Annotated in this window: 17 protein-coding genes and 1 riboswitch; of the genes, 4 read left to right on the plus strand and 13 right to left on the minus strand. The window is 72.2% G+C overall.

The features are described from left to right. Positions 1-108: 108 nt before the first annotated feature. The 4 genes from AOK00_RS15660 to def all read left to right on the plus strand — a co-directional run bounded on the left by AOK00_RS15660 (position 109) and on the right by def (position 4,581). Positions 109-1,515, plus strand: a complete 1,407-nt coding sequence (locus AOK00_RS15660) for an HD-GYP domain-containing protein (protein WP_254047378.1) — start codon at positions 109-111, stop codon at positions 1,513-1,515. After that, positions 1,512-2,804 (plus strand): HD-GYP domain-containing protein, encoded by a 1,293-nt coding sequence (locus tag AOK00_RS15665; RefSeq protein ID WP_055600921.1) that lies wholly within the window; start codon positions 1,512-1,514, stop codon positions 2,802-2,804. Before AOK00_RS15660 ends, AOK00_RS15665 begins: the two co-directional genes overlap by 4 nt. A gap of 79 nt (positions 2,805-2,883) precedes the next feature. Continuing rightward, complete coding sequence (locus AOK00_RS15670; RefSeq protein ID WP_055600922.1) at positions 2,884-3,864, plus strand: tetratricopeptide repeat protein; 981 nt, start codon at positions 2,884-2,886, stop codon at positions 3,862-3,864. An 81-nt stretch (positions 3,865-3,945) separates the two neighbouring features. Then, a complete protein-coding gene (def, locus tag AOK00_RS15675) occupies positions 3,946-4,581 on the plus strand; it encodes a peptide deformylase (protein WP_055600923.1) in 636 nt (211 codons plus the stop codon). Positions 4,582-4,877: 296 nt separating this feature from the next. Here the strand turns inward: def and AOK00_RS15680 are convergent, their stop codons facing one another. The 13 genes from AOK00_RS15680 to AOK00_RS15740 form a co-directional block, all read right to left on the minus strand. After that, complete coding sequence (locus AOK00_RS15680; protein WP_055600924.1) at positions 4,878-5,894, minus strand: ribonucleotide-diphosphate reductase subunit beta; 1,017 nt, start codon at positions 5,892-5,894, stop codon at positions 4,878-4,880. Continuing rightward, a complete protein-coding gene (locus AOK00_RS15685) occupies positions 5,894-8,272 on the minus strand; it encodes a ribonucleoside-diphosphate reductase subunit alpha (protein ID WP_055600925.1) in 2,379 nt (792 codons plus the stop codon). The genes AOK00_RS15680 and AOK00_RS15685 overlap by 1 nt, the downstream gene beginning before the upstream one ends. Before the next feature lie 134 nt (positions 8,273-8,406). Then, a riboswitch (cobalamin riboswitch) is annotated at positions 8,407-8,538 on the minus strand. A gap of 54 nt (positions 8,539-8,592) precedes the next feature. Further along, positions 8,593-9,093 (minus strand): GNAT family N-acetyltransferase, encoded by a 501-nt coding sequence (locus tag AOK00_RS15690; RefSeq protein ID WP_055600926.1) that lies wholly within the window; start codon positions 9,091-9,093, stop codon positions 8,593-8,595. Positions 9,094-9,219: 126 nt separating this feature from the next. Further along, complete coding sequence (gene mctP / locus AOK00_RS15695) at positions 9,220-10,845, minus strand: monocarboxylate uptake permease MctP (protein WP_055600927.1); 1,626 nt, start codon at positions 10,843-10,845, stop codon at positions 9,220-9,222. Next, on the minus strand, positions 10,842-11,096 hold the full coding sequence (locus tag AOK00_RS15700) for a DUF3311 domain-containing protein (protein ID WP_055600936.1): 255 nt from the start codon (positions 11,094-11,096) through the stop codon (positions 10,842-10,844). The genes mctP and AOK00_RS15700 overlap by 4 nt, the downstream gene beginning before the upstream one ends. Before the next feature lie 139 nt (positions 11,097-11,235). Beyond that, complete coding sequence (locus AOK00_RS15705; protein ID WP_055600928.1) at positions 11,236-12,219, minus strand: LuxR C-terminal-related transcriptional regulator; 984 nt, start codon at positions 12,217-12,219, stop codon at positions 11,236-11,238. A 100-nt stretch (positions 12,220-12,319) separates the two neighbouring features. Further along, entirely contained in the window at positions 12,320-14,341 is a 2,022-nt protein-coding gene (locus tag AOK00_RS15710; RefSeq protein ID WP_055600929.1) for an MMPL family transporter, read from the minus strand. Then, the gene (locus AOK00_RS15715; RefSeq protein WP_055600930.1) at positions 14,331-15,296 is read right to left on the minus strand and encodes an aldo/keto reductase; all 966 of its coding nucleotides are present in this window, start codon (positions 15,294-15,296) and stop codon (positions 14,331-14,333) included. Before AOK00_RS15715 ends, AOK00_RS15710 begins: the two co-directional genes overlap by 11 nt. Before the next feature lie 17 nt (positions 15,297-15,313). After that, a complete protein-coding gene (locus AOK00_RS15720; protein WP_055600931.1) occupies positions 15,314-16,294 on the minus strand; it encodes an endonuclease/exonuclease/phosphatase family protein in 981 nt (326 codons plus the stop codon). Beyond that, positions 16,291-17,427, minus strand: coding sequence for an endonuclease/exonuclease/phosphatase family protein (locus AOK00_RS15725; RefSeq protein WP_055600932.1), 1,137 nt, complete (start codon positions 17,425-17,427; stop codon positions 16,291-16,293). The genes AOK00_RS15720 and AOK00_RS15725 overlap by 4 nt, the downstream gene beginning before the upstream one ends. Further along, positions 17,420-18,475, minus strand: coding sequence for a glycosyltransferase family 2 protein (locus AOK00_RS15730; RefSeq protein WP_055600933.1), 1,056 nt, complete (start codon positions 18,473-18,475; stop codon positions 17,420-17,422). The genes AOK00_RS15725 and AOK00_RS15730 overlap by 8 nt, the downstream gene beginning before the upstream one ends. A 12-nt stretch (positions 18,476-18,487) precedes the next feature. Further along, positions 18,488-19,555 (minus strand): NAD-dependent epimerase/dehydratase family protein, encoded by a 1,068-nt coding sequence (locus AOK00_RS15735; RefSeq protein ID WP_079042025.1) that lies wholly within the window; start codon positions 19,553-19,555, stop codon positions 18,488-18,490. After that, a complete protein-coding gene (locus AOK00_RS15740; protein WP_063886608.1) occupies positions 19,549-20,979 on the minus strand; it encodes an aspartate aminotransferase family protein in 1,431 nt (476 codons plus the stop codon). Before AOK00_RS15740 ends, AOK00_RS15735 begins: the two co-directional genes overlap by 7 nt. Between the last annotated feature and the right edge of the window lie 26 nt (positions 20,980-21,005).

Raw genomic sequence — 21,005 nt, forward strand, 5'->3', positions numbered from 1 at the left:
TCGTGGCGGCCTCGTTCGTATATCAGCTTGTATCACCCGATGGTGCGAATCCGCTCCACCATGCCGTCACGGGCCGTCCAACTCGCTAGCGTGACGGGGATGATGGGCGTGAAGGTCATTCCGCGGGCGGCCCGCGTGTACATCGGTTGCGCCCTGCTGGGCGCCGGGGCCTCCGTCCTGCCCGCCCTGCGCCCCGGCGCGGCCACCCCCTGGGCCACGGTCGCGCTCCTCACCGCCCTGTACGCGCTCTGCGAACTGCCCGCCCGCTGCCGCCTCCTCGGCCGGGCGCTCGGCGGCTCCGTCCCCATGGGAACCGGCTCCTTCTTTCCGGTCCTCCTCGCCGCCGCCCTCCTCCTGCCCCCCGCCGCCGCCGCGCTGACCGCAGTGCCCGGCAGCCTCCTCGCCCGCGTCGAGGAACCCCCGGCCGCCCCCCGCCGCGCCTGGCGGGCCGCCGCCACCGCCCTCGCCACCTGGGCCGCCGCCCAGGCGGCCGGTGCCCTCGACTGCGCCCGTGCCCTCGGCCACGGTCACGACGCCCCCGACTTCCCCTACGCGCTGCTGCCCGCCGGCGCCGCCGCCCTCACCTTCTGCCTGGCCCTGACCGCCCTCGACGGCGGCATCCGGGCGACGGCCGGCGGACTGCCCCCGCGGGCCGCCTGGCGCGGCCTCCTCGGCCGGGCGCTCGCCCCGCACGCCGTGCACGGGCTAGCCGGACTGATGATGGCCGTCCTCTGGCGCAGCACGTACGGGCCGGTGTCGGCCCTCTTCGTGCTCCTCCCGATGTACATCTCCTGCTGGGTCTTCGCCCAGTACCACCGCGAACGCGCCGCCCACCAGGCCACCATCCGCGCCCTCGTCCAGGCCGTCGACATCAAGGACCGCTACACCCGGGGCCACAGCGAACGCGTCGGCCACGCCTCCGTCCTGATCGCCCGCGAGCTGGGCATGGCCGAGGACCGGCTCGACGTCGTACGGTTCGCCGGCATCCTCCACGACGTCGGCAAACTCGGCGTGCCCACCCGGGTCCTCCGCAAGGACGGCCCCCTCACCCCCGAGGAGCGCCGGGTCATCGAACTGCACCCGGAGTACGGACACGAGATGGTCCGCGGCATCGGCTTCCTGGGCGAGGCGCGGGCCGCGATCCTCCACCACCACGAACGCATGGACGGCAGCGGCTACCCGTACGGGCTGCACGGCGACGAGATCCCCGAGTTCGCCCGGGTGGTGGCCGTCGCCGACGCCTTCGACGCCATGACCTCCACCCGCTCCTACAGCCGGGCCCGCCCGGTGCCGACCGCCGTCGCCGAACTGGAGCGCTGCGCCGGCAGCCAGTTCGACGCCCGGATGGTCGCCGCCCTCGTCCGCGCCCTGGACCGGCACGGCTGGCAGCCCGCCGTCACCGCCGACGAGACCACACCGGCGGGCCCCACCGGCGGGAACGTGCCGCCGCCACGCGGGGCCCACGCCGCACGGCGACCGGAAGCACCCGGCACCAGGCCCAGGGAGCGCGCATGAGGCCCGGCTCCGTCACCGTCGGCGCCGTGCACGGGGCCGCGCTCCTGCTGAGCCTCACCGGATTCGCCTCCACCCTCTGGTACGGCGTCGACGAACCCGGCAACGCCCTCGCCTTCGGCACCCTCATCGTCCTCGGCGAGCTCGCCCGCTGGGGCGCCGCACCCGGCGTGGGGGCACCTCCCGTGCGCGAGGCGCCGGGCGGGAGGGAGCCCGCGCCGCTCGCCGCCGCCGGGGCCCTCGCCTACGCCCTGCTCGGGGCGAGCGCCGGGACCGCCACCACCCACGGCGTCCTCCAGATCGTCGCCGTCGTCGTGGCCGCCGGCCTCGCCGGGATCGTCCCCCACATCGCCCGGGGCCGGGGGCCCGGCCCCGACCACCTCGCCCGCCGCGTCCTCACCGTCGGCTTCGCCGCGCTCTGCTTCCAGCCCCTCTACAACTCCGGGGCCGTCGTCGAGCACCTCGGCCAGGGCCCCGCGTACGCCCTCTTCCTCGTCCTGCTGCTCGCCCTGACCGCCCTGTGCGACGCGGTCCTCGCCGCCCTCGTGCTCCGCGCCCGCACGGGATTCCCGTACGGCCCCCTCCTCCGCGACGAACTGAGCGCCCTCCTCGGCATCGGCTCCGCCGTCGGCGCCACCGGCACCGTCATGGCGCTCGGCGTGGCCGCCGCCGGACTCTGGGCACTGCCCGTGCTCGCCGTGCCGCTGCTGCTCACCCAGGTCTCGTTCCGCCGGTACGCCGCCGTGCGCACGGTCAACCGGCAGACCATCGCATCCCTCGCCCGCGCCACCGAGATCGCCGGCTGCACCCCGCCCGGCCACGCCCGCCGGGTCGCCGCCCTCAGCGCCGCCGTCGGAAGGGAACTGGGCCTCTCCGGCGCCGAACTGGCCGTCCTGGAGCACGCGGCGCTCATGCACGACATCGGCCAGCTCTCCCTCGTCGACCCCGTCGCGGGCGGCGCCACCGCCCTGCTGCCCACCGAGGAGCAGCGCCGGATCGCCCTCCTCGGCGGCGAGGTCGTCCGTAGAACCGGTGTGCCCGAGGCGGTCGCCGTCGTGGTGGAGCGCCAGGCCGACCCGTACCGGGAGCAGCCGCTGCCCGCCCGGATCGTCCGGACCGTGAACGCCTACGACGACCTCGCGGGCGGCGAGAAAGCGGGTGCCGCCCTCGACGCCCTGGAGCGGCTCAGACTCGGCACCGCCCGCGATCACCACCCGGATGTCGTCGAATGCCTGGCCAGGGTCCTGGCGCGGGGCGGAGCGGCTGGGGTGACCTCCGTCGCGACGGGGTAACCCATGGGTAATGAGCGCGCGTCCGACCGGGCATGGTTGGATGCGAACAAGAGGGTGAAGCGACCGGCAGGCGGGAATCGTGAAGATCTTCGGGAAGGTACGGCATCGGCCCTCCGCCTCATGGCGGCAGGCCACCGACCGCGCGTTCACGCTGATCGGCGACGGCCGGTACGAGGACGCGGGCGCACTTCTGACGCGCGCGGCGGATCTGGAGCCCTGGCTCTCGGAGTCCTGGTTCAACCTGGCGCTGCTGCACAAGTTCCGGCACGACTGGGAGCAGGCGCGCGCCGCCGGGCTCCGCGCCGTCGCGCTGCTCGACAAGGAGAGCGGCGCCCCCGACTGGTGGAACGTGGGCATCGCGGCGACCGCGCTCCAGGACTGGCCGCTGGCCCGCCGTGCCTGGCAGGCCTACGGACTGAAGGTCCCCGGCGCCGCCGCGGGCACCGGCGAGCCCGCCGGGATGGAGCTGGGCAGCGCCGCCGTCCGGCTGTCGCCCGAGGGCGAGGCCGAGGTCGTGTGGGGCCGCCGGCTCGACCCGGCCCGGATCGAGGTCCTCTCCATTCCGCTGCCGTCCTCCGGGCGCCGCTGGGGCGAGGTCGTCCTCCACGACGGCGTGCCGAACGGCGAGCGCACCACCACCGCCGGCCCCTCCTACCCGGTCTTCGACGAGATCGAGCTGTGGGCCCCTTCACCCGTTCCCACCTGGGTGGTCCTCCTGGAAGCGGCCACCGAGGCCGACCGGGACGCCCTGGAGCAGCTGGCCGCGGAAGCGGGTTTCGCCGCGGAGGACTGGTCGTCCTCCGTGCGGCTGCTCTGCCGTGCCTGCTCCGAGTCGACCATGCCGAGCGCCGAGGGCGAGGGCGAGCACTCCGACCCGCACGACCACAGTGAGCCGGGCCACCCCGGGCCGCTCGGGCACCGCTCGCCGGGCGAGCTGTGGGTACCGGAGCGGGAGTGCGGCATCGCGGCCCCGGCGGGCCTGGTGCGCGGGCTCCTCGACGGCTGGGTGGCGGACAGCCCGGACAGCCGTGAGTGGCGCGATCTCGAAGAGGTCTGCTGAGCCGGGGGTGGCTCCTGGATCAGGCCGGGCCCGTAGGCTGTCTCTCGACGGAATCGGGTTTTCAGGAAGGCGCGGCCGGACATGGCGCAGCAGGAGACGGACGAGCAGACGCAGATCAACGACGGGTTCGTCGTGGACACGGAGGACTGCGAGGCGCGCGAGCTCGCCCACCGTGAGCGCGGCACGGCCCGCCCGATCACGGTGGTCGGCAACCCGGTGCTCCACAAGGAGTGCAAGGACGTCACCGAGTTCGACGACTCGCTCGCGGCGCTCATCGACGACATGTTCGCGAGCCAGAAGGCCGCCGAGGGCGTGGGCCTCGCCGCGAACCAGATCGGCGTGGACCTCAAGGTCTTCGTCTACGACTGCCCCGACGACGAGGGCGTCCGGCACACCGGTGTCGTGATCAACCCGGTCCTGCAGGAGCTCCCGGCCGAGCAGCGCGTCCTCGACGAGTCCAACGAGGGCTGCCTCTCCGTGCCGACCGCCTACGCCGAGCTCGCTCGCCCCGACTACGCCGAGGTCCACGGCCAGGACGCCCAGGGCAACCCGATCAAGGTGCGCGGCACGGGCTACTTCGCCCGCTGCCTCCAGCACGAGACGGACCACCTGTACGGCTACCTGTACATCGACCGCCTCTCCAAGCGGGACCGCAAGGACGCCCTGCGCCAGATGGAAGAGGGCACCCCGCGCTACGAGACGGTGCCGAACGCCTGATCGCCGTGGACATGGGCCGGGCCCCGCTCCTTCGCGAAGGAGCGGGGCCCGGCCTTTGCGCGACTACTGCCAGCTCATGTCGCCGGCGACGGCGACGGCGGTCGCGCCGCCGACCAGCAGAGCGGTGAGCGCGGCGGTCGTGAGCGTACGAGCGAAGCGGATCATGATGTTCCCCCAGGGGTGCGTGCTGCATGACGTGCCCCGTGGGGCCGCCGTACGACGGACCCATGAGGCAAGATCATTTTAGGCCGAGCGGCCGGCCGGCCGAACTCGCCCCCGCACGCGGACGTCGACGCTCAGAAGTCCTCGTCCAGGTCCACCGAGCCCTCGACCGCCACCTGGTAGGCGGACGGACGGCGCTCGAAGAAGTTCGTGAGCTCCTGGACGCCCTGGAGCTCCATGAACGAGAACGGGTTCTCGGAGCCGTACACCGGGGCGAAGCCGAGGCGCTGGAGGCGCTGGTCGGCGACGCACTGGAGGTACTCGCGCATCGACTCGGTGTTCATGCCCGGCAGGCCGTCGCCGCACAGGTCGCGGCCGAACTGCAGCTCCGCCTCGACGGCCTCCTTCAGCATGTCCGTGACCTGCTGCTGGAGGGCGTCGTCGAAGAGCTCCGGCTCCTCCTTGCGGACGGTGTCCACGACCTCGAAGGCGAAGTTCATGTGCATCGTCTCGTCCCGGAAGACCCAGTTGGTGCCGGTCGCGAGGCCGTGCAGCAGGCCGCGGGACCGGAACCAGTACACGTACGCGAAGGCGCCGTAGAAGAACAGGCCCTCGATGCACGCGGCGAAGCAGATGAGGTTCAGCAGGAAGCGGCGGCGGTCGGCGGCCGTCTCCAGGCGCTCGATCTTCTCGACCGAGTCCATCCACTTGAAGCAGAACTGCGCCTTCTCGCGGATGGAGGGGATCTCCTCGACCGCGTCGAACGCGGCGGCGCGGTCGTCCGGGTCGGGCAGGTAGGTGTCGAGCAGCGTCAGATAGAACTGGACGTGCACGGCCTCCTCGAACAGCTGGCGCGACAGGTACAGGCGCGCCTCCGGGGAGTTGATGTGCTTGTAGAGCGTCAGGACCAGGTTGTTCGAGACGATCGAGTCACCCGTCGCGAAGAACGCGACCAGACGGCCGATCATGTGCTGCTCGGCCGGTGTCAGCTTGGCGAGGTCGGCGACGTCCGAGTGGAGGTCGACCTCCTCCACGGTCCAGGTGTTCTTGATCGCGTCCCGGTAGCGCTCGTAGAAGTCCGGGTAGCGCATCGGACGGAGGGTCAGCTCGAAGCCCGGGTCGAGGAGGTTCTTCTTTTCGTTGGTGCTCATTACTGGCAGGCCTCGCAGGACTCGGGGTTTTCCAGGGAGCAGGCGAGGGCGTCCGCGTCGGGGGTCGCCTGCTGGACGGGGATGGTGGCGGCGGTGGGCGTCGCGGCCTGGGCGGCGCGGGCGATCCGGGTCGCCGGACGGGAGCGCAGGTAGTACGTCGTCTTCAGGCCCTGCTTCCAGGCGTACGCGTACATCGACGACAGCTTGCCGATCGTCGGCGTCTCCAGGAACAGGTTCAGCGACTGCGACTGGTCCAGGAACGGCGTCCGGGCGGCGGCCATGTCGATCAGACCGCGCTGCGGGATCTCCCACGCCGTGCGGTACAGCTCGCGCACCTCGGCCGGGACCCAGGTGAAGCCGGCCACCGAGCCGTTGGCGTCGCGCAGCGCCTCACGGGTCTGCGCGTCCCACACGCCGAGCTTCTTCAGCTCGTCGACCAGGTACGAGTTGACCTGGAGGAACTCGCCCGAGAGCGTCTCGCGCTTGAACAGGTTGGAGACCTGCGGCTCGATGCACTCGTACACACCGGCGATCGAGGCGATCGTCGCGGTCGGCGCGATGGCGAGGAGGAGGCTGTTGCGCATGCCGACCGTGGCGATCCGCTCGCGCAGGGCTGCCCACCGCTCGGGCCAGTTCAGCTCCACGTCGTAGTGGTCGGGGTGCAGGACACCGCGGGCGGCGCGGGTCTTGTCCCAGGCGGGGACCGGGCCGCTGCGCTCGGCGAGGTCGGCGGAGGCCTCGTACGCGGCGAGCATGATGCGCTCGGCGATACGGGTGGACAGCGCGCGGGCCTCGGCGGAGTCGAACGGCAGCTTCAGCTGGAAGAAGACGTCCTGGAGGCCCATCGCGCCCAGGCCGACCGGCCGCCAGCGGGCGTTGGAGCGGCCCGCCTGCTCGGTCGGGTAGAAGTTGATGTCGACGACCCGGTCGAGGAAGGTGACGGCCGTACGGACGGTGGAGTCGAGGCGCTCCCAGTCGATGTCGCCGTCGACGACGAAGGCGCCGAGGTTGACCGAGCCCAGGTTGCAGACCGCGGTCTCGCCGTCGTCGGTGACCTCCAGGATCTCCGTGCAGAGGTTGGAGGAGTGGACGGTGTGGCCGGGCTCGGCGGTCTGGTTGGCCGTCCGGTTCGAGGCGTCCTTGAAGGTCATCCAGCCGTTGCCGGTCTGGGCCAGGGTCCGCATCATCCGGCCGTAGAGGTCGCGGGCCGGCATCGTCTTGCGGGCCAGGCCCGCCGCCTCGGCCTTGTGGTAGGCGGCGTCGAACTCCTCGCCCCACAGGTCGACCAGCTCGGGGACGTCCGCCGGGGAGAACAGCGACCAGTCGGCGTCGGCGTTGACCCGGCGCATGAACTCGTCCGGGATCCAGTGCGCCAGGTTCAGGTTGTGCGTACGGCGCTGGTCCTCGCCCGTGTTGTCGCGGAGTTCCAGGAACTCCTCGATGTCCGCGTGCCAGGTCTCCAGGTAGACGGCGGCGGCGCCCTTGCGGCGGCCGCCCTGGTTCACGGCGGCGACGGAGGCGTCGAGGGTCTTCAGGAACGGCACGATGCCGTTGGAGTGCCCGTTGGTGCCGCGGATCAGCGAACCGCGGGCGCGGATGCGGGAGTAGGAGAGGCCGATGCCGCCCGCGTGCTTCGAGAGGCGCGCCACCTGGTGGTAGCGGTCGTAGATGGAGTCCAGCTCGTCCTGCGGGGAGTCCAGGAGGTAGCAGGAGGACATCTGCGGGTGGCGGGTGCCGGAGTTGAAGAGCGTGGGGGAGGAGGGCAGGTAGTCGAGCCGGCTCATCAGGCGGTAGAGGGCGGTGACTTCGTCGAGCGCGCGCACGCTGTCGTCCTCCGCGAGGCCGCAGGCCACGCGGAGCATGAAGTGCTGCGGGGTCTCGATCACCTTGCGGGTGATCGGGTGGCGCAGCAGGTAGCGCGAGTAGAGGGTGCGCAGGCCGAAGTAGCCGAAGCGGTCGTCGGCGGCCGCGTCGATCGTCGCGTCGAGCCGGTCCGCGTGGCGCCCCACGAACTCGGCGGTGCGGTCGGCGATCAGGCCCTCGCGGTGACCGACGGCGACGGAGGCCGAGAAGGAGAACGAGCCCTGGCCGGCCGCCTCGTCGGCGATCGTGATCGTCAGGAGCCGGGCGGCGAGCCGGGAGTACGCCGGGTCCTCGGCGATCAGACCGGCGGCCGACTCGGTGGCCAGCTCGCGCAGTTCCGCCTCGTCCGCCACGGCGCTGCGGCCGCGGAGCGCGGCGGCGGCGACCTTGCCGGGGTCGGTGTCGGGGAGATCGGCGGTGAGGTCGGTCAGGGTCCGCAGCAGCACGGTCCCGGGGCCGTCGCTCTCGACCGCGGAAGCCTCGGCGGAAGCCGGATCGGCGGGCGCGATGGTCACGTGGGGGCTCTCCCTCGCTCGGCTCGGGGCCGCGGGCGGGGGAAGGCGGGCAGGCGGGCATCCGTAACGCCGGACGCGACGCTTCCACCGGCCCACTCCGCGAGGCCCGGACGTCATTGGCACCCGGAACGGACGGACCGGATGCGCTGGCGGCAGGTCCTCGGACTCACCTCGCCCGAATACGTCGTATCCGTACGAAGCACACCGTTGCGGGACAGTTCCGGATTCGCGCCGGATTCCCCTGCGTCGACAGCGAGCATGAGCATACATGTGGGGGGCGCTGCTTGCGGAACCCCCCACATGTTGTGTCGCCCCCCGGCTCAGAACTCCAAGGAGTAGGTGCGCAGGCGGTGGTCGGGGATCGGCTCCCAGTCCCGGTCCGGGGTGCGCACGAAGCCCAGGCGCTCGTAGATCCGGTGCGCGGAGACCATCGTGACGTCCGTGGACAGCACGATGCGGCGACACCCGGGGAGGGCCCGCGCCCGCTCGATACAGGCCCGTACGAGGGCCTCTCCGACGCCCCGGCCGCGGGCCTCCCGGGAGACCACGAGCATCCGGAACTCGGCCTCGCCCTCGATCGCGATGTCCGCCCACGGAGTGGCGCCGGTGGCGAAGGTCACCCCGCCGAGCAGCCGCCCGTCGCCGTCCTCGGCGACGAGCACCTCGCTCTCGCGCGCCCGCCGGGCCGTGTCCCGGAGCACGTGCAGATACGAGTCCTCCGCCCCGTACTTCAGCAGCCCGTCGTTCAGATAGGTCCCCGCGGTGAGCTCACCGAGCGCCTCGTAGTCCTCGGGCCGTACCGCCCTGATCGTGAAGTCCATGAGGGCAGTGTGCCTGCGGCCGCGCGGAGGTCCCCAGCCGGCCGTCTCGGTGCCGCAGCCGGGGACGGCGAAGGCCGCCGTGCCTCCGGGGAGGCAGGACGGCCTTCGTCGGTGTCCGGCGCTGGTTCAGTGGGTCTCGGCGCCGATCTTCGGGAGCTTCGTGCTGACCCCGGCGTCGCCGGCGTCGGCCGTGTAGTCCTCCGGGGAGGTCTGGTCGGTGCCCTCGGGGGCCTTGACGGCCTTGAGGACGAAGGTCAGGACGACCGTGACGAGGACGTTGAGGAGGAACGCGGTGAGACCGATGTAGCCGATCTCGCCGATGCCCGGGATCTCCGCGGAGGAGCCGCCGAAGTGCTTCTGCGTCGGGCTCGCGACCCCGTACGCGGCGACCGTTCCGTAGATCATGCCGACGGCCCAGCCGGCGAGCAGCGCCCAGCGGTGGAACCAGCGGGTGAAGAGACCGCCGACGAGGGCCGGGAAGGTCTGGAGGATCCAGATGCCGCCGAGCAGCTGGAAGTTGATCGCGACCGTCTTGTCCATGGTGAGGACGAAGGCGAGCGCGCCGACCTTCACGAGCAGCGAGACCAGCTTGGAGACCTTGGTCTCCTGGGCCGGGGTGGCGTCCGGCTTGATGAAGTCCTTGTAGATGTTGCGGGTGAAGAGGTTGGCCGCGGCGATCGACATGATCGCGGCCGGCACGAGCGCGCCGATGCCGATCGCGGCGAACGCGACGCCCGCGAACCAGTCCGGGAACATCGTCTCGAAGAGCTGCGGGATGGCGAGCTGGCCGTTCTTCACCTGGATCCCGGCGGCGATCGCCATGAATCCGAGCAGTGCGAGCAGGCCCAGCATCAGCGAGTACAGCGGCAGGATCGTGGTGTTGCGGCGGATGACCTCACGGCTCCGGGACGACAGCGTCGCCGTGATGGAGTGCGGGTACATGAAGAGCGCGAGCGCCGAGCCGAGCGCCAGCGTCGCGTACGTCCACTGGCCGGCCTCGCCGGGGACGAGCGAGCCGCGCGGCTTTCCGGTCGCCGGGTTGGTCTGCGCGTACGCCTCGCCCGCCTTGGCGAAGATCTCGTCGAAGCCGCCCAGCTTGATCGGGATGTAGATGATCGCCACCGCGATGACGATGTAGATCAGGGTGTCCTTGACGAAGGCGATGAGCGCGGGGGCGCGCAGGCCCGAGGAGTACGTGTACGCCGCGAGGACACCGAAGGCGATGAGCAGCGGCAGGTCCTTGATGAACCAGTGGGTGGTCTCGCCGCCGCCGACGCCCATCACGTCCAGGACGGCCTGGATGCCGACGAGCTGGAGCGCGATGTACGGCATGGTGGCGAGGATGCCGGTGACCGCCACCGCGAGGGAGAGGCCCTTGGAGTCCCAGCGGCCGCGCACGAAGTCCGAGGTGGTGACGTATCCGTGCTTGTGCGAGACCGACCAGAGGCGCGGCAGGAAGGTGAAGATCAGCGGGTAGACCAGGATCGTGTACGGGACGGCGAAGAAGCCGGCCGCGCCGGCCGCGTAGATGGCCGCCGGGACGGCGACGAAGGTGTACGCGGTGTAGAGGTCGCCGCCGAGCAGGAACCAGGTCACCCAGGTGCCGAACGACCGGCCGCCCAGGCCCCATTCGTCGAGGCTGTTCTCGTTCTCGGCCTTGCGCCAGCGCGAGGCGAGGAAGCCCATGACCGTGACGGCCAGGAAGAAGAAGATGAAGACGGCGAGTGCGACGCCGTTCACGCCGTCCTTCATCGCTCGTCACCCCCCTTGCGGGCGCGCTGGTCCAGCTGCCACAGCTTGTACGCGACCATGGTGAGCGCGGTGGAGACCAGCACCCAGAGCATCTGGTACCAGTAGAAGAACGGGATGCCCGCGAAGAGCGGTTCGGCCTTCGCGTACGAGCTCACCCAGAGCATCGCGACGAACGGCGCGAACAGACAGAGCGCGATCACCACTCTCAGGGGTGTGATGGTGGGTTGTTTCCCTTGTGTCGCTTCTGGCATGGCGATTCCGGTCCCCTCACTGATCACCTCGGTAATGCTGGGGAAATCTAGGGGACTGTTCTGCTCCATGGAACCCCCGTCCGCATAACGGATGGGACTACGTCAGCTGCGCCGTGGGAGCGGTTCCCCGGCGCGGTGCTCAGAGCCAGCCCTCCTTGGCGGCCCGCACGCCCGCCTCGAACCGGCTGCGCGCGCCGAGCCGGTTCATCAGCTCCGAGCTCATCCGGCGTACGGTCCGCAGGGAGATCCCGAGTCGCCGGGCGGCGATGTCGTCGGTGCAGCCGATGCCGAGCAGCATGAGCAACTCCCGTTCCTGCGGGGAGAGATCGTGCTCGTCGCGGCGCGGACTCTCGCCGAACGGTGTGCCCGCGTCCCACAGCCGGTCGAAGAGCACCAGGAGCGCGTGAACCAGGCCGGGGCTGCGGACCTCCAGGGCGCCGGCGCGCCCGTCCTCCGGGTCGACGGGGACGAGCGCGGCCTCGCGGTCGACGATCACCATGAGCATCGGCACCACGGGAACGGTCCGCGCCTCGCCGCCGAGATCGCAGTACCAGCGCACGTATTCGACGGTCGGCGGGTCGTTGCGGAAGCTCTCCTGGTAGATCGACCGGATCTTCACGCCGCGTTCCAGGGCGAGTTGGTCGAGCGGCTGGCTGGCGTCCATGGTGTCGGGGAGCTGCGCGCCGCCCGGGAGCAGCGAGAGGCACTCGGTGCGGGCGTTCGCGGCCAGGTCCTCCAGGCGTTCCCGCACGTTGTCGAGGCCGGTGATGCGGTCCACCAGGTCGTGCCGGACGCCCGGTTCGGAGTGGTCCGCGTACGAGGCGAGGATGCCGGCCACGGCCCGTCCCGCCCGTTCGACCTGGCGTTTCCGCTTGCTCAGCTCGGCCTCGGCGCGGGAGAGCAGGAAGGAGAAGCCGACGTCCGGGTTGAAGGGTTCGACCTCGCCCGAGGAGTCGTCCATCAGCACGAGCTTGAGGTCCGCGAGGCAGGCGAGCGCCTCGCGGACCTCGGACTCGGGGCGGCCCAGATGGGCCGCCATCTCCGTCACGTCGTACTCGGGCCGCTCCAGGAGCAAACGGTAGACGGCCTCCGTCGACTCCTTAATGCCGAGCGCCTCCAGCATCCCCTGTCTCCCCCTCGTCGCGTTCCGTGCCCCGACCGCCCCGCGGTCGTGATCGCGGTCGTCGATGCTAAGCGGGAGGGGCCATCTAGGTCTAGACCAATTAGAGTGAAGTCCGGGGTATGGGACGCGCGGCGGAACCGGGCGGGGCGAGGAGGTGGCCGGCCGACGCGTCGAACAGTGCCGCCATCGCGAACCCCGAGACGAGCAGGGCCAGTTCGACCTGCGGACCGATCCCGGCCGCGAGCACCGCGAGCGCGCCCGCCCCGGCCGCCACGGGCCCCGCCCACCAGGGGCCGCCCGCCGTCGACGCCACCGAGCGGTCGAGCGACACGCAGAAGGCGAAGGCCCCGACGACGAGAGGGACCCAGCCGGTGACGGCCCCGGTGTCGGGCGGGCCCCACTGCCACAGGACGGTGAGCGCACCCGCCGCGGCGACGGCGGCGAGGAGGGCACGGCACACGGCGCGAGCCGCCGCGCCCGCCGCGGTGAGGGCGGCGAGGGCGAGGAAGGCGGCGAGGGCGGCCGCCGGGACCGCGTAGGGGAGGAGCCGGTAGACGCCGTCCACGAGGTCACGGTCGACCACACCCGAGCCGCCGACCAGCGCCGGGCGCGTCCCGCCCGAGAGCGCCGACCGCAGCGCCGTCACCGTCGCCGCACCCGCCGCCGTCATCGGCTCCTCCTCCGGTACGACCACGACCACGGCCGAACCGTCGCGGCGCCACTCGGCCGCCTCGGGCGCCGCCGCGAGGAGCACCCCCGGGACCCGGGCCGCCCGTGCTGCCAAGGCCTCCGCTTCCGCGCCCCTGGGGACCAGGACCTCCAGCGGGTTCAGGACCCCCGACGGCACCCCGGCCGCCGTGAGCCGGTCGAGGCCGTCGCGTGCCGGGCCGCTCGCCACCAGGGCGTGCGCCTCCGGGTTGCCCACCCGCAGCTGCGTGGCCGCGCCGGCGAGCAGGACGAGGAGGGCCAGGCCGACCGACGCCAGGAGCGGACGGGGCCGCCGCCCGGCCCGGACCGGCGTCTTCGTAGGCGCGGTTCGCCCGGCCCGGACCGGCGTCGCCGTACGCGCGGTCCGCCCGGCCGGTCCCGGCATCGCCTCACGCGCCTCACGCGCCGCCCGCGGCGAGCGCGGGGTCCGGGTCGCCCGCGTCGCCCGGCTCGTCACCGAGCGGAGCACCGGTGCCAGGGTGAGGGTCGCCGCCGTGCCCACCGCCCACACCGCGAGCCCCGCGAGCCCGACCGAGCGCAGGAACGCCGCCGGGAAGAGCGCCAGGACCGCGCAGGCCGCCGCCCCCGCCGCGCCGGCCGCCACCGCGGATCCGGCGGCGGTCTCCGGCGGCTGCGCCCAGCGGTGCACCGCGAGCACCAGGGCCGTGACCGGCACCAGGTACACCACGATGAAGCTGATCTCGGTGAACCCGGCCACGGCCTCCACCAGGACCAGCGCCCCCACCGAGGTCGCCCCGGCCAGCAGCAGCGGCGCCAGGACGCCGAGCGGCGAGCGGAACACCAGGACCAGCAGCGCGAGCAGCCCGAGCGCGCAGGCCGCCTTCACCGCGAGGGCCACCGCGCCCGGCCCCGCCACCGCGCTGTCGTGCTGGAGCGGGAGCACGCCCGTCACCTCGACCCGGGCCCCCGGCAGCGCCGGGCGCAGACCCGCGCGCAGGGCGCCCGCGGCCTCCTCGACGGCCGTGAGCCCCGCGAGGTCCGGCTTTCCGGCGCCCGGGTAGACCAGCGCGTACACGGTGCGGCCGTCCGCGCCGAGGAACCCCCCGTCGCCCGTGCCCGCGTACGAGACCGTCCGCGCGCCCGGGCCCGCCGCCCGCCGGACGGCGTCCGCGAACGACCCGGCCACGCCCGGGGACCGTACGTCCGTGGCCGCCGGCCAGGTCGCGACCGCGACCAGCGGGGCGACGGCGGCCCCGTTCCCGTACCGCTCCTGGATCGCCTGGTTCGCACGGTGTCCCGGCCCGCCGGAGGCGGTGAACGACTGGTCGAGCCGGCCGAGACCCAGCACCGCCACCGCGCCGCCGAGCACCAGCACGAGCAGCCAGGCCACACCCACGGCCATCCGGTGGCGGAGCGCGAAATCCCTCATCCGTACCGCCTGCTCAGTCGACATCGTCGAGCCGCTTCCTCAGCTCGTCGTCCAGGCGCAGGCCCACCGCGCCGAGCGTCTCGTCCAGCTGCGCCGTCGAACTCGCCCCGATCACCGGCAGTACGGGCAGCTCACCGCCCAACGCCCAGGCCAGGACCACCTGGTTGGCGGTCACGCCCAGCTCCGCCGCGACCTCCGCGAGCACCTTGAGACGCCGCTCCGAACCCTCGTGCCGGTACTGCTCCGGGACCTCCTTGCCCGCATCGGTGTACGCCCCCGTCAGCTGGGTCGTGTACGCCGTGAACGTCAGCTCCGGACGCGTCCCCAGATAGTCGAGCAGCTCCTCCGAGGCGTGCGGGTTCACCCCGAACTCCGCGCCGGGGCGCGGCCGCAGATAGGTGTACCGCTGCTGCACGGCCGCGTAGTCCGGCACCCCGGCGGCGACCGCCGCGCCCCGCGACTCCTCGATCCGCCAGGCCGCGAAGTTGGAGCAGCCGGCCCGGCCGATCTTCCCCGTGTCCTCCAGCTCGCCGAACGCGCCCATGGTCTCCGCGACCGGCGTCCGCCGGTCGTCGATGTGCGCGTAGTAGAGATCGATCCGGTCCGTGCCCAGGTTCCGCAGACTCTCCTCCACCTGTCGGCGCAGCACCGGGGCCGAGAGCCCCTCCGCGCACTCCGGCCAGGCCGAACCGGGCGGGTCGGGCAGCGCGCCGACCTTGGTGGCCAGCACCATCTCGTCCCGGACGCCCCGGCTGCGCAGCCAGCGGCCGATCAGCAGCTCGCTCTCGGCGCCGGTCGCGCCCGGCTCCCAGAAGGCGTAGGTGTTGGCGGTGTCGATGAACGTGCCGCCGGCCTCGTGGAAACGGTCGAGGACGGCGAAGGCGGCGGCCTCGTCGATCCGGGTGCCGAACGGCAGGGTGCCCAGGCACAGGGTGCTGACACGGGGGCCCTCGGGGCCGCCGAGACGGGTGTACTCCATCGGTTCTTCCCTCTCTCTCATACGTGGGGGGTGGTGACGGTCAGCTCCTGGACCAGGTGGTCCGACAGGCCCTCGGCGTCGCGGAAGCGGTACGAGCCCACCCGGGCGCCGCCGCCGGTGAACGCCCAGTCGATCCGCCAGAGCCGCAGTCGCGCACGGGCGTTCCAGCTGGCCGGGAGGACCGAACGGCAGGCGCCGATCGCGTCGCGCAGCGAACGCGGCATCCGGCGGATGTCCCCGATGGCCGCGCTCGTGTTGAAGTCGCCGGTCACCAGGACCGGGTGCGGGTTGCCGCGCAGATCGTCGACAAGCGCCGCGTACTCCCGGTCGCGGGCGGCGGCCCGGCGGCGCATGTCCCGGAGAAAGGCCGGGCGCAGCGGGTTCATCACGGTCAGCTGCACGGGGATGTGCACGTTGTACGTGGACAGGACGCCGTCGCCGACCCGCAGGTCCACCCGGAGCGAGCAGGCGCCGACCGGCACGGGCGGACCGGCGGGCGGGAACCGGGACAGCGTCACGGAGTTGTTGTCGACGGCCAGGTGGTGTTCGGGGAACGCGGCCCGGATCCGCTCCTCGTCGTCGATGTCCCAGACCTCGCCGCCCTCGAAGCCGTTCAGGTACTCCTGGAGGACGTAGACGTCCGCCCTGAGGGCGCGCAGGAAGGCGTAGAAACGGCCGGGGTCGCCGCCCTGGTTCCAGTGCTGAGTGTTCCAGGAGACGAGTCGCAGCCCCTCCACGGCCTCCGGACGGCGGCCGAGCGCACGCAGGTTGACCCCGTTCTGCGGCCAGCCCGCGAGCAGACAGCCCGCGGCGAGCGCCCCCGCAGCCCACCCGCCGGTGACCGCCGCGGCCACGAGCACGCCGAGCGGGACGGCGGCGAGGGCGAGCGGCGGCAGCAGGGAGACCGCGAGCCAGGGCCACCAGCGCCCGTTCAGCGCGAGGTGCAGGGCGAGGAACACCGCCCAGACCAGGGCGCAGGACAGCAGCACGTCGGTCACCCGTTCCCCGGCAGGGACACCCACAGGTCCTGCACCGCGTGGTCGGAGAGCTTCTCCGGCTCGTTGAACTCGTAGCGCTCGGCCTTCGCCCCGTTGCCCGTGAACGCCCAATCGGTCCGCCAGAAGGGCTTCCAGCCGCCCTCCTCCCAGCTCGTGGGGTACGGGTCGGTGCTCACGTCCGCCGCGTCGTCGAGGCGCTCCCGCAGTGGGTCGAGGTCGGACATCGCCGCAGTCGCGTTGAAGTCACCCGCCACCACGACCGGGTTGCGGTTGGCCGCGAGGTCGGCCTCCAGACCGGCGTACTGCGCCCGGCGCGGGGCGAACCGTCCCCGCATGTGGCGGTAGAAGGCGGCGGAGAGCAGCCCGTCCGGCATGCTGTTCCACACCGGCATGTGCACGTTGTAGAACGACACCGTCCGGCCCCTGACCCGCACATCCGTCCGCAATACCTTGTTCTCCCGGTACTCCGCCTGCCAGTCCGCGCCCGTCGGCAGGCCGCCGGCCGGGCCCACGGCCGGCTGCCGCAGGATCGGGAAGCGGGAGAGCGTCACCAGCTCGCCCCGGACGGCGACCTCGTATCCGGGGAACTCCCGGCGCAGCCGTGCCAGGTCGTCGATGGGCAGCCTGCCCTTCCGGTCGGCGGTCACGTGCTGGTACTCGTGCAGCAGATAGACGTCCGCGTCCTTCCCCTTCAGGAAGGCGTAGAAGTGGTCCTGGGTGCCGAGGAGCTGGTTCCACGAGTTGGTGTTCCAGGCGAAGACCCGCACGGAGTCCGGCCCGGTCCCCGGCTCCGGCCGCCACAGCGCCGCCGGGTCGAAGCCCGACTGTCCGAAGCCCACGATCAGGGCCAGCGCGGCGGCCGCGAGGCTCCGCCACCGGGCGGCGCCCCGGGCGAGCGGCGCGAGCGCGGCGAGCAGCAGCGGGACCAGGGCGAAGGCGGCCGGCGGGACGATGCCCACCAGATGCCCGAGCCAGATCCGGCCGTCCGCGGCCCGTTCGACGAGGAGGAGGACGAGCCACGCGAGGGCCGCGCCGAGGACGAGGCGGTTCAGGCGCCGCCGGGCCGGGGCGACCCGTACGACCGCGGCCGGGGCCCCCGCCGGGGCCTGCGTCGGGGCGAGCGTGTCAGCCACGGGAAGCCCCCGCGGCCACCCCGGCCGTCTCCGCCGGAAGGTCCGGCCGGGGCTGCGGGTCGTACAGGTGCCGGAACCGCTTCGAGCACAGCCACTGCACGCCCGCGACCCCGATCGCCGCGAACACCGTCAGGTTCACCAGGAAGTTGACGGCCACGAAGTACCCGAGGAACAGCCGCCCCCGGTGCCGCCGCACCTCCCGGTACATGTCCAGATCGCCCCACACGCCGAGGACGAACAGGGCGAGCGGCAGCAGCGCCCACACCGCTCCCCACAGCGGCGGCGCGGCGAGCGCGGCCACCGTCAGGGGTGCGGCGAGGCTGGCCCCGGCGCGCGGGCCGGTGACGAAGCCGCCCTGGAGGTGCCGCCTGCCCAGGATGAGCGGGACGGCGAGCCGGGCGCGCGCGAAGACCTTGTCGAGGACGATCCGCACGGTGTCGTCGTGGTCGTGCCGGCCACGCACCTCCAGGGAGCTGAACACCGTGTACCGCTCCGAGATGCGGCGCCCGTAGTCCTGGTCCTCGGTGTGCCGAAGGATCGGGTTGAACGGCCCCACCTCGTCGAAGACCCGCCGGGGGAGCGCCAGGATCGCGGTGTGGACGGTGTCGATGACCCCCTCGGACTTCAGCAGCAGGTAGTACTGCTGGAGCGAGCGGTACTCCTCGATCAGGCTGTCGCGGATGAGCGGCTCCGGCTCGTAGGTGCCGCAGATCGCCCCGTATCCCTGTCCGGAGCCGAGCAGCTCGACGGACTTGGCGACGGCGTCGGGGTGCATGGCGACGTCGGAGTCGAGGAAGACCAGGATCTCGCCCGAGGAGAGTTCGGCGCCGAGGTTGCGGGCGACCGCGACCCCGCTGTTGACGCCGGTGGAGACCACCCGGGCGCCGGCCGCGGCGGCGATCGCGGTGGAGTCGTCGGTGGAGCAGTCGTCGACGACGAGGACCTCGATGTTCGGATACGTCTGGGCGAGGGCGGCCTCGACGCACAGGCCGATCGAGCGGCCGTAGTTGTAGTTGGGGACGATGACGGAGACCAGCGGAACGGACATGATCGGGTTCTCCTAGAAAAGGACCTTGGCCAGGGAGAGGGCCCCCTGCCGCCACGGTTCGACACTGGTGACGCCCTCGCCCTTCTTCGCGGGGCGTTCGCCGGCGGGGAGCGCGGCGGTGGTCCGCCGCTGCTCGCGCCACCAGGCGAAGGTGCGCAGGATCGCGTCCTGGTTGGAGTGCTTCGGCCGGAAGCCGAGGACGTCACGGGCCTTGTCGGTGGAGACGAAGCTGTCGTCGAGGAGCTTGTGCAGGAGGCGTCCGTAGACCGGGGAGAGCCCGGAGCGCTGGAGCAGGCTGAGCGCGGCGAGCGCCGGCCTCGCGGGCATCGACCGGACCCGCTTGCCGTGCCCGGCGGCGTCCAGGACGGCCTGGAAGTCCTCGCGTATCGTGCCGAACGAGGTGGCCCCCAGGTTGAAGGTGTCGTCGGCCGTCCCGGCCGGCGCGTCCATCGCCGTCACGACCGCGTCGACCAGGTCGTTCACGTCGAACATCTGGATGCGGACGTCGCCCCGGCCCAGGACCGGGAAGTTCCGGCCCTCCTCGGCCCACTCGAAGAGCATCGCGAACAGCCCCATCCGGCCCGGCCCGAGGAAGGTCTTCGGCCGCAGGATCGGTACGCACATCTCCCGGCCGCGGAACCGCTCGGCGACCTCCTCGGCCTCCGCCTTGGCGGCGCTGTACGTGTCGACGGGCTCGCGCGGGTACTCCTCCGGCGTGGGCACCACCTTCGGCAGTCCGTACACGGCGGTCGAGGAGATGTGCACGACCCGGGGCACGGCGTTCGCCTCGGCGGCCGTCAGGACCGCCTCGGTCCCGCCGACGATCACCGAGCGGATCACGTCGGCCGGGTAACTGGGCAGGGCGGCGGCGCAGTGCACCACCACGTCCGCGTCCGACGTGACCCGCTTCATCGTCACCGCGTCCCGGACGTCCGAGACGGTGTGCGTCAGGTTCTGGTGCTCCGTGCGCGGGGCCCGCAGGTCCACGCAGTGCACCTGGCGGCCGTCGCCGAGCAGCCGGTCGATCAGGGTCGAACCGAGCATGCCGGCACCGCCGGTCACCACAATGCGCTCTACCACAGCGACGACACCTTCTCCTTGACGAAACGGGTGAGCAGACGGGGCAGACCCTGGGCGAGGGTCTTGTCGAGGCAGTCCAGGAAGAACTCGACCTCGTGCGGCTCGGCGACCAGCGAGGGGGCGACCATCAGCGGGTTCTCGCCGTTGAGCGTGTAGTACGTGTAGATGCCGTGGTCCCGGTAGAGGGCGTTGACCACCGACGAGGTGATGAGCTTGGTGCGGAAGCGCGGGTCCTTCGTCATCGCGCCCGGCACCAGCTTGGTCACCAGCTCCAGGATCTTCGGGCCCTTGTGCAGGAAGACCCCGTGGAGCGCGCCGTGGCCGCGGACCTCGGCCACCACGTCCGGGTACTCCTTGGCGATCCGCTCAAGACCGGGGGCGAGGATCCGCTCGATGTCCCGGGCGCGGGCCGGATAGTCGTCCTCGACGGCCACGTTGACGGCCTCGATGGCGGTGACCGCCTCCTCGCCGAAGCCGTAGTAGGTGGTGGACGTCGACTGGAGGAGGGCGTCCGTGAGGTTGTCGTAGGCCTTGCGGAAGACCGGCTCGCGGGCCACGAAGGCGGAGATGGAGGACTTGCCGCCGCCGAAGGACTTGGAGGTGGTGAGGATGTCGGGGACCAGACCCTCGTACCGCATGAAGTGGAAGAGGGTGCCCGTCTTGCCCCAGCCGGTGTAGATCTCGTCGAAGAGCAGCACGATGTTCTCCGCCGTGCACAACTCCCGCAGCCCGCGCAGGAACTCCTCCGAGCACTCGTTCATCGTCGACGCCGACAGCGGCTCGATGAGGATCGCGTACACGTCCGACTCGCCCTTGTCGGTGCGGAGTCCGGCCACGAGCCGCTGGACCGATGCCAGGTCGCCGTACCGGAAGATCTCCACGCCGGGGATGCCGGGGAACTGGAAGGTGGACTGGTTCTGGCCGGTCAGGCTGCCCGAGCCGAGCAGCTTGCCGTGGAAGGAGATGTCGGCCCGCAGCACCCGGGAGCGCCGGCCGCCGTGGTACTTGTACGCCAGCTTGACCGCGCCCTCGACCGCCTCCGCACCGGAGTTGGGGAAGAACGACATGTTCAGGTCGCCGGGCAGCAGCTCCGCGAGGTTGTGGCCGAGGGCCGCGATGTACGGCGAGAAGTAGGTCTTGTGGACCTCCATGCTCTTCCGCTCCTGGAAGCGCTGCCGGGCGGCGAGGATCCGGGGGTGGTTGTGGCCGTGGTTGAGGACGCCGACGCCACCGGTGAAGTCGAGCACGCGGCGGCCGTCGCGCTGGGTGATCCAGACGCCCTCGGCGCTCTCGACGAGCTCCTGGCCGAAGCCGAAGGAGGTCATCAGCGAGACCTGGCTCTTGTTGACGTGGTCCTTGTACAGGCCGTGGACCTGCTTCGTCGTCAGCGACTCGCAGTCGTCGACGGAGTACAGCGGGGGCATGGTCAGTCCTTCACGGGGATCGGGTG

Origin of the sequence: Streptomyces aureus, assembly GCF_001418135.1 — a bacterium.
Classification (GTDB): domain Bacteria; phylum Actinomycetota; class Actinomycetes; order Streptomycetales; family Streptomycetaceae; genus Streptomyces; species Streptomyces aureus_A.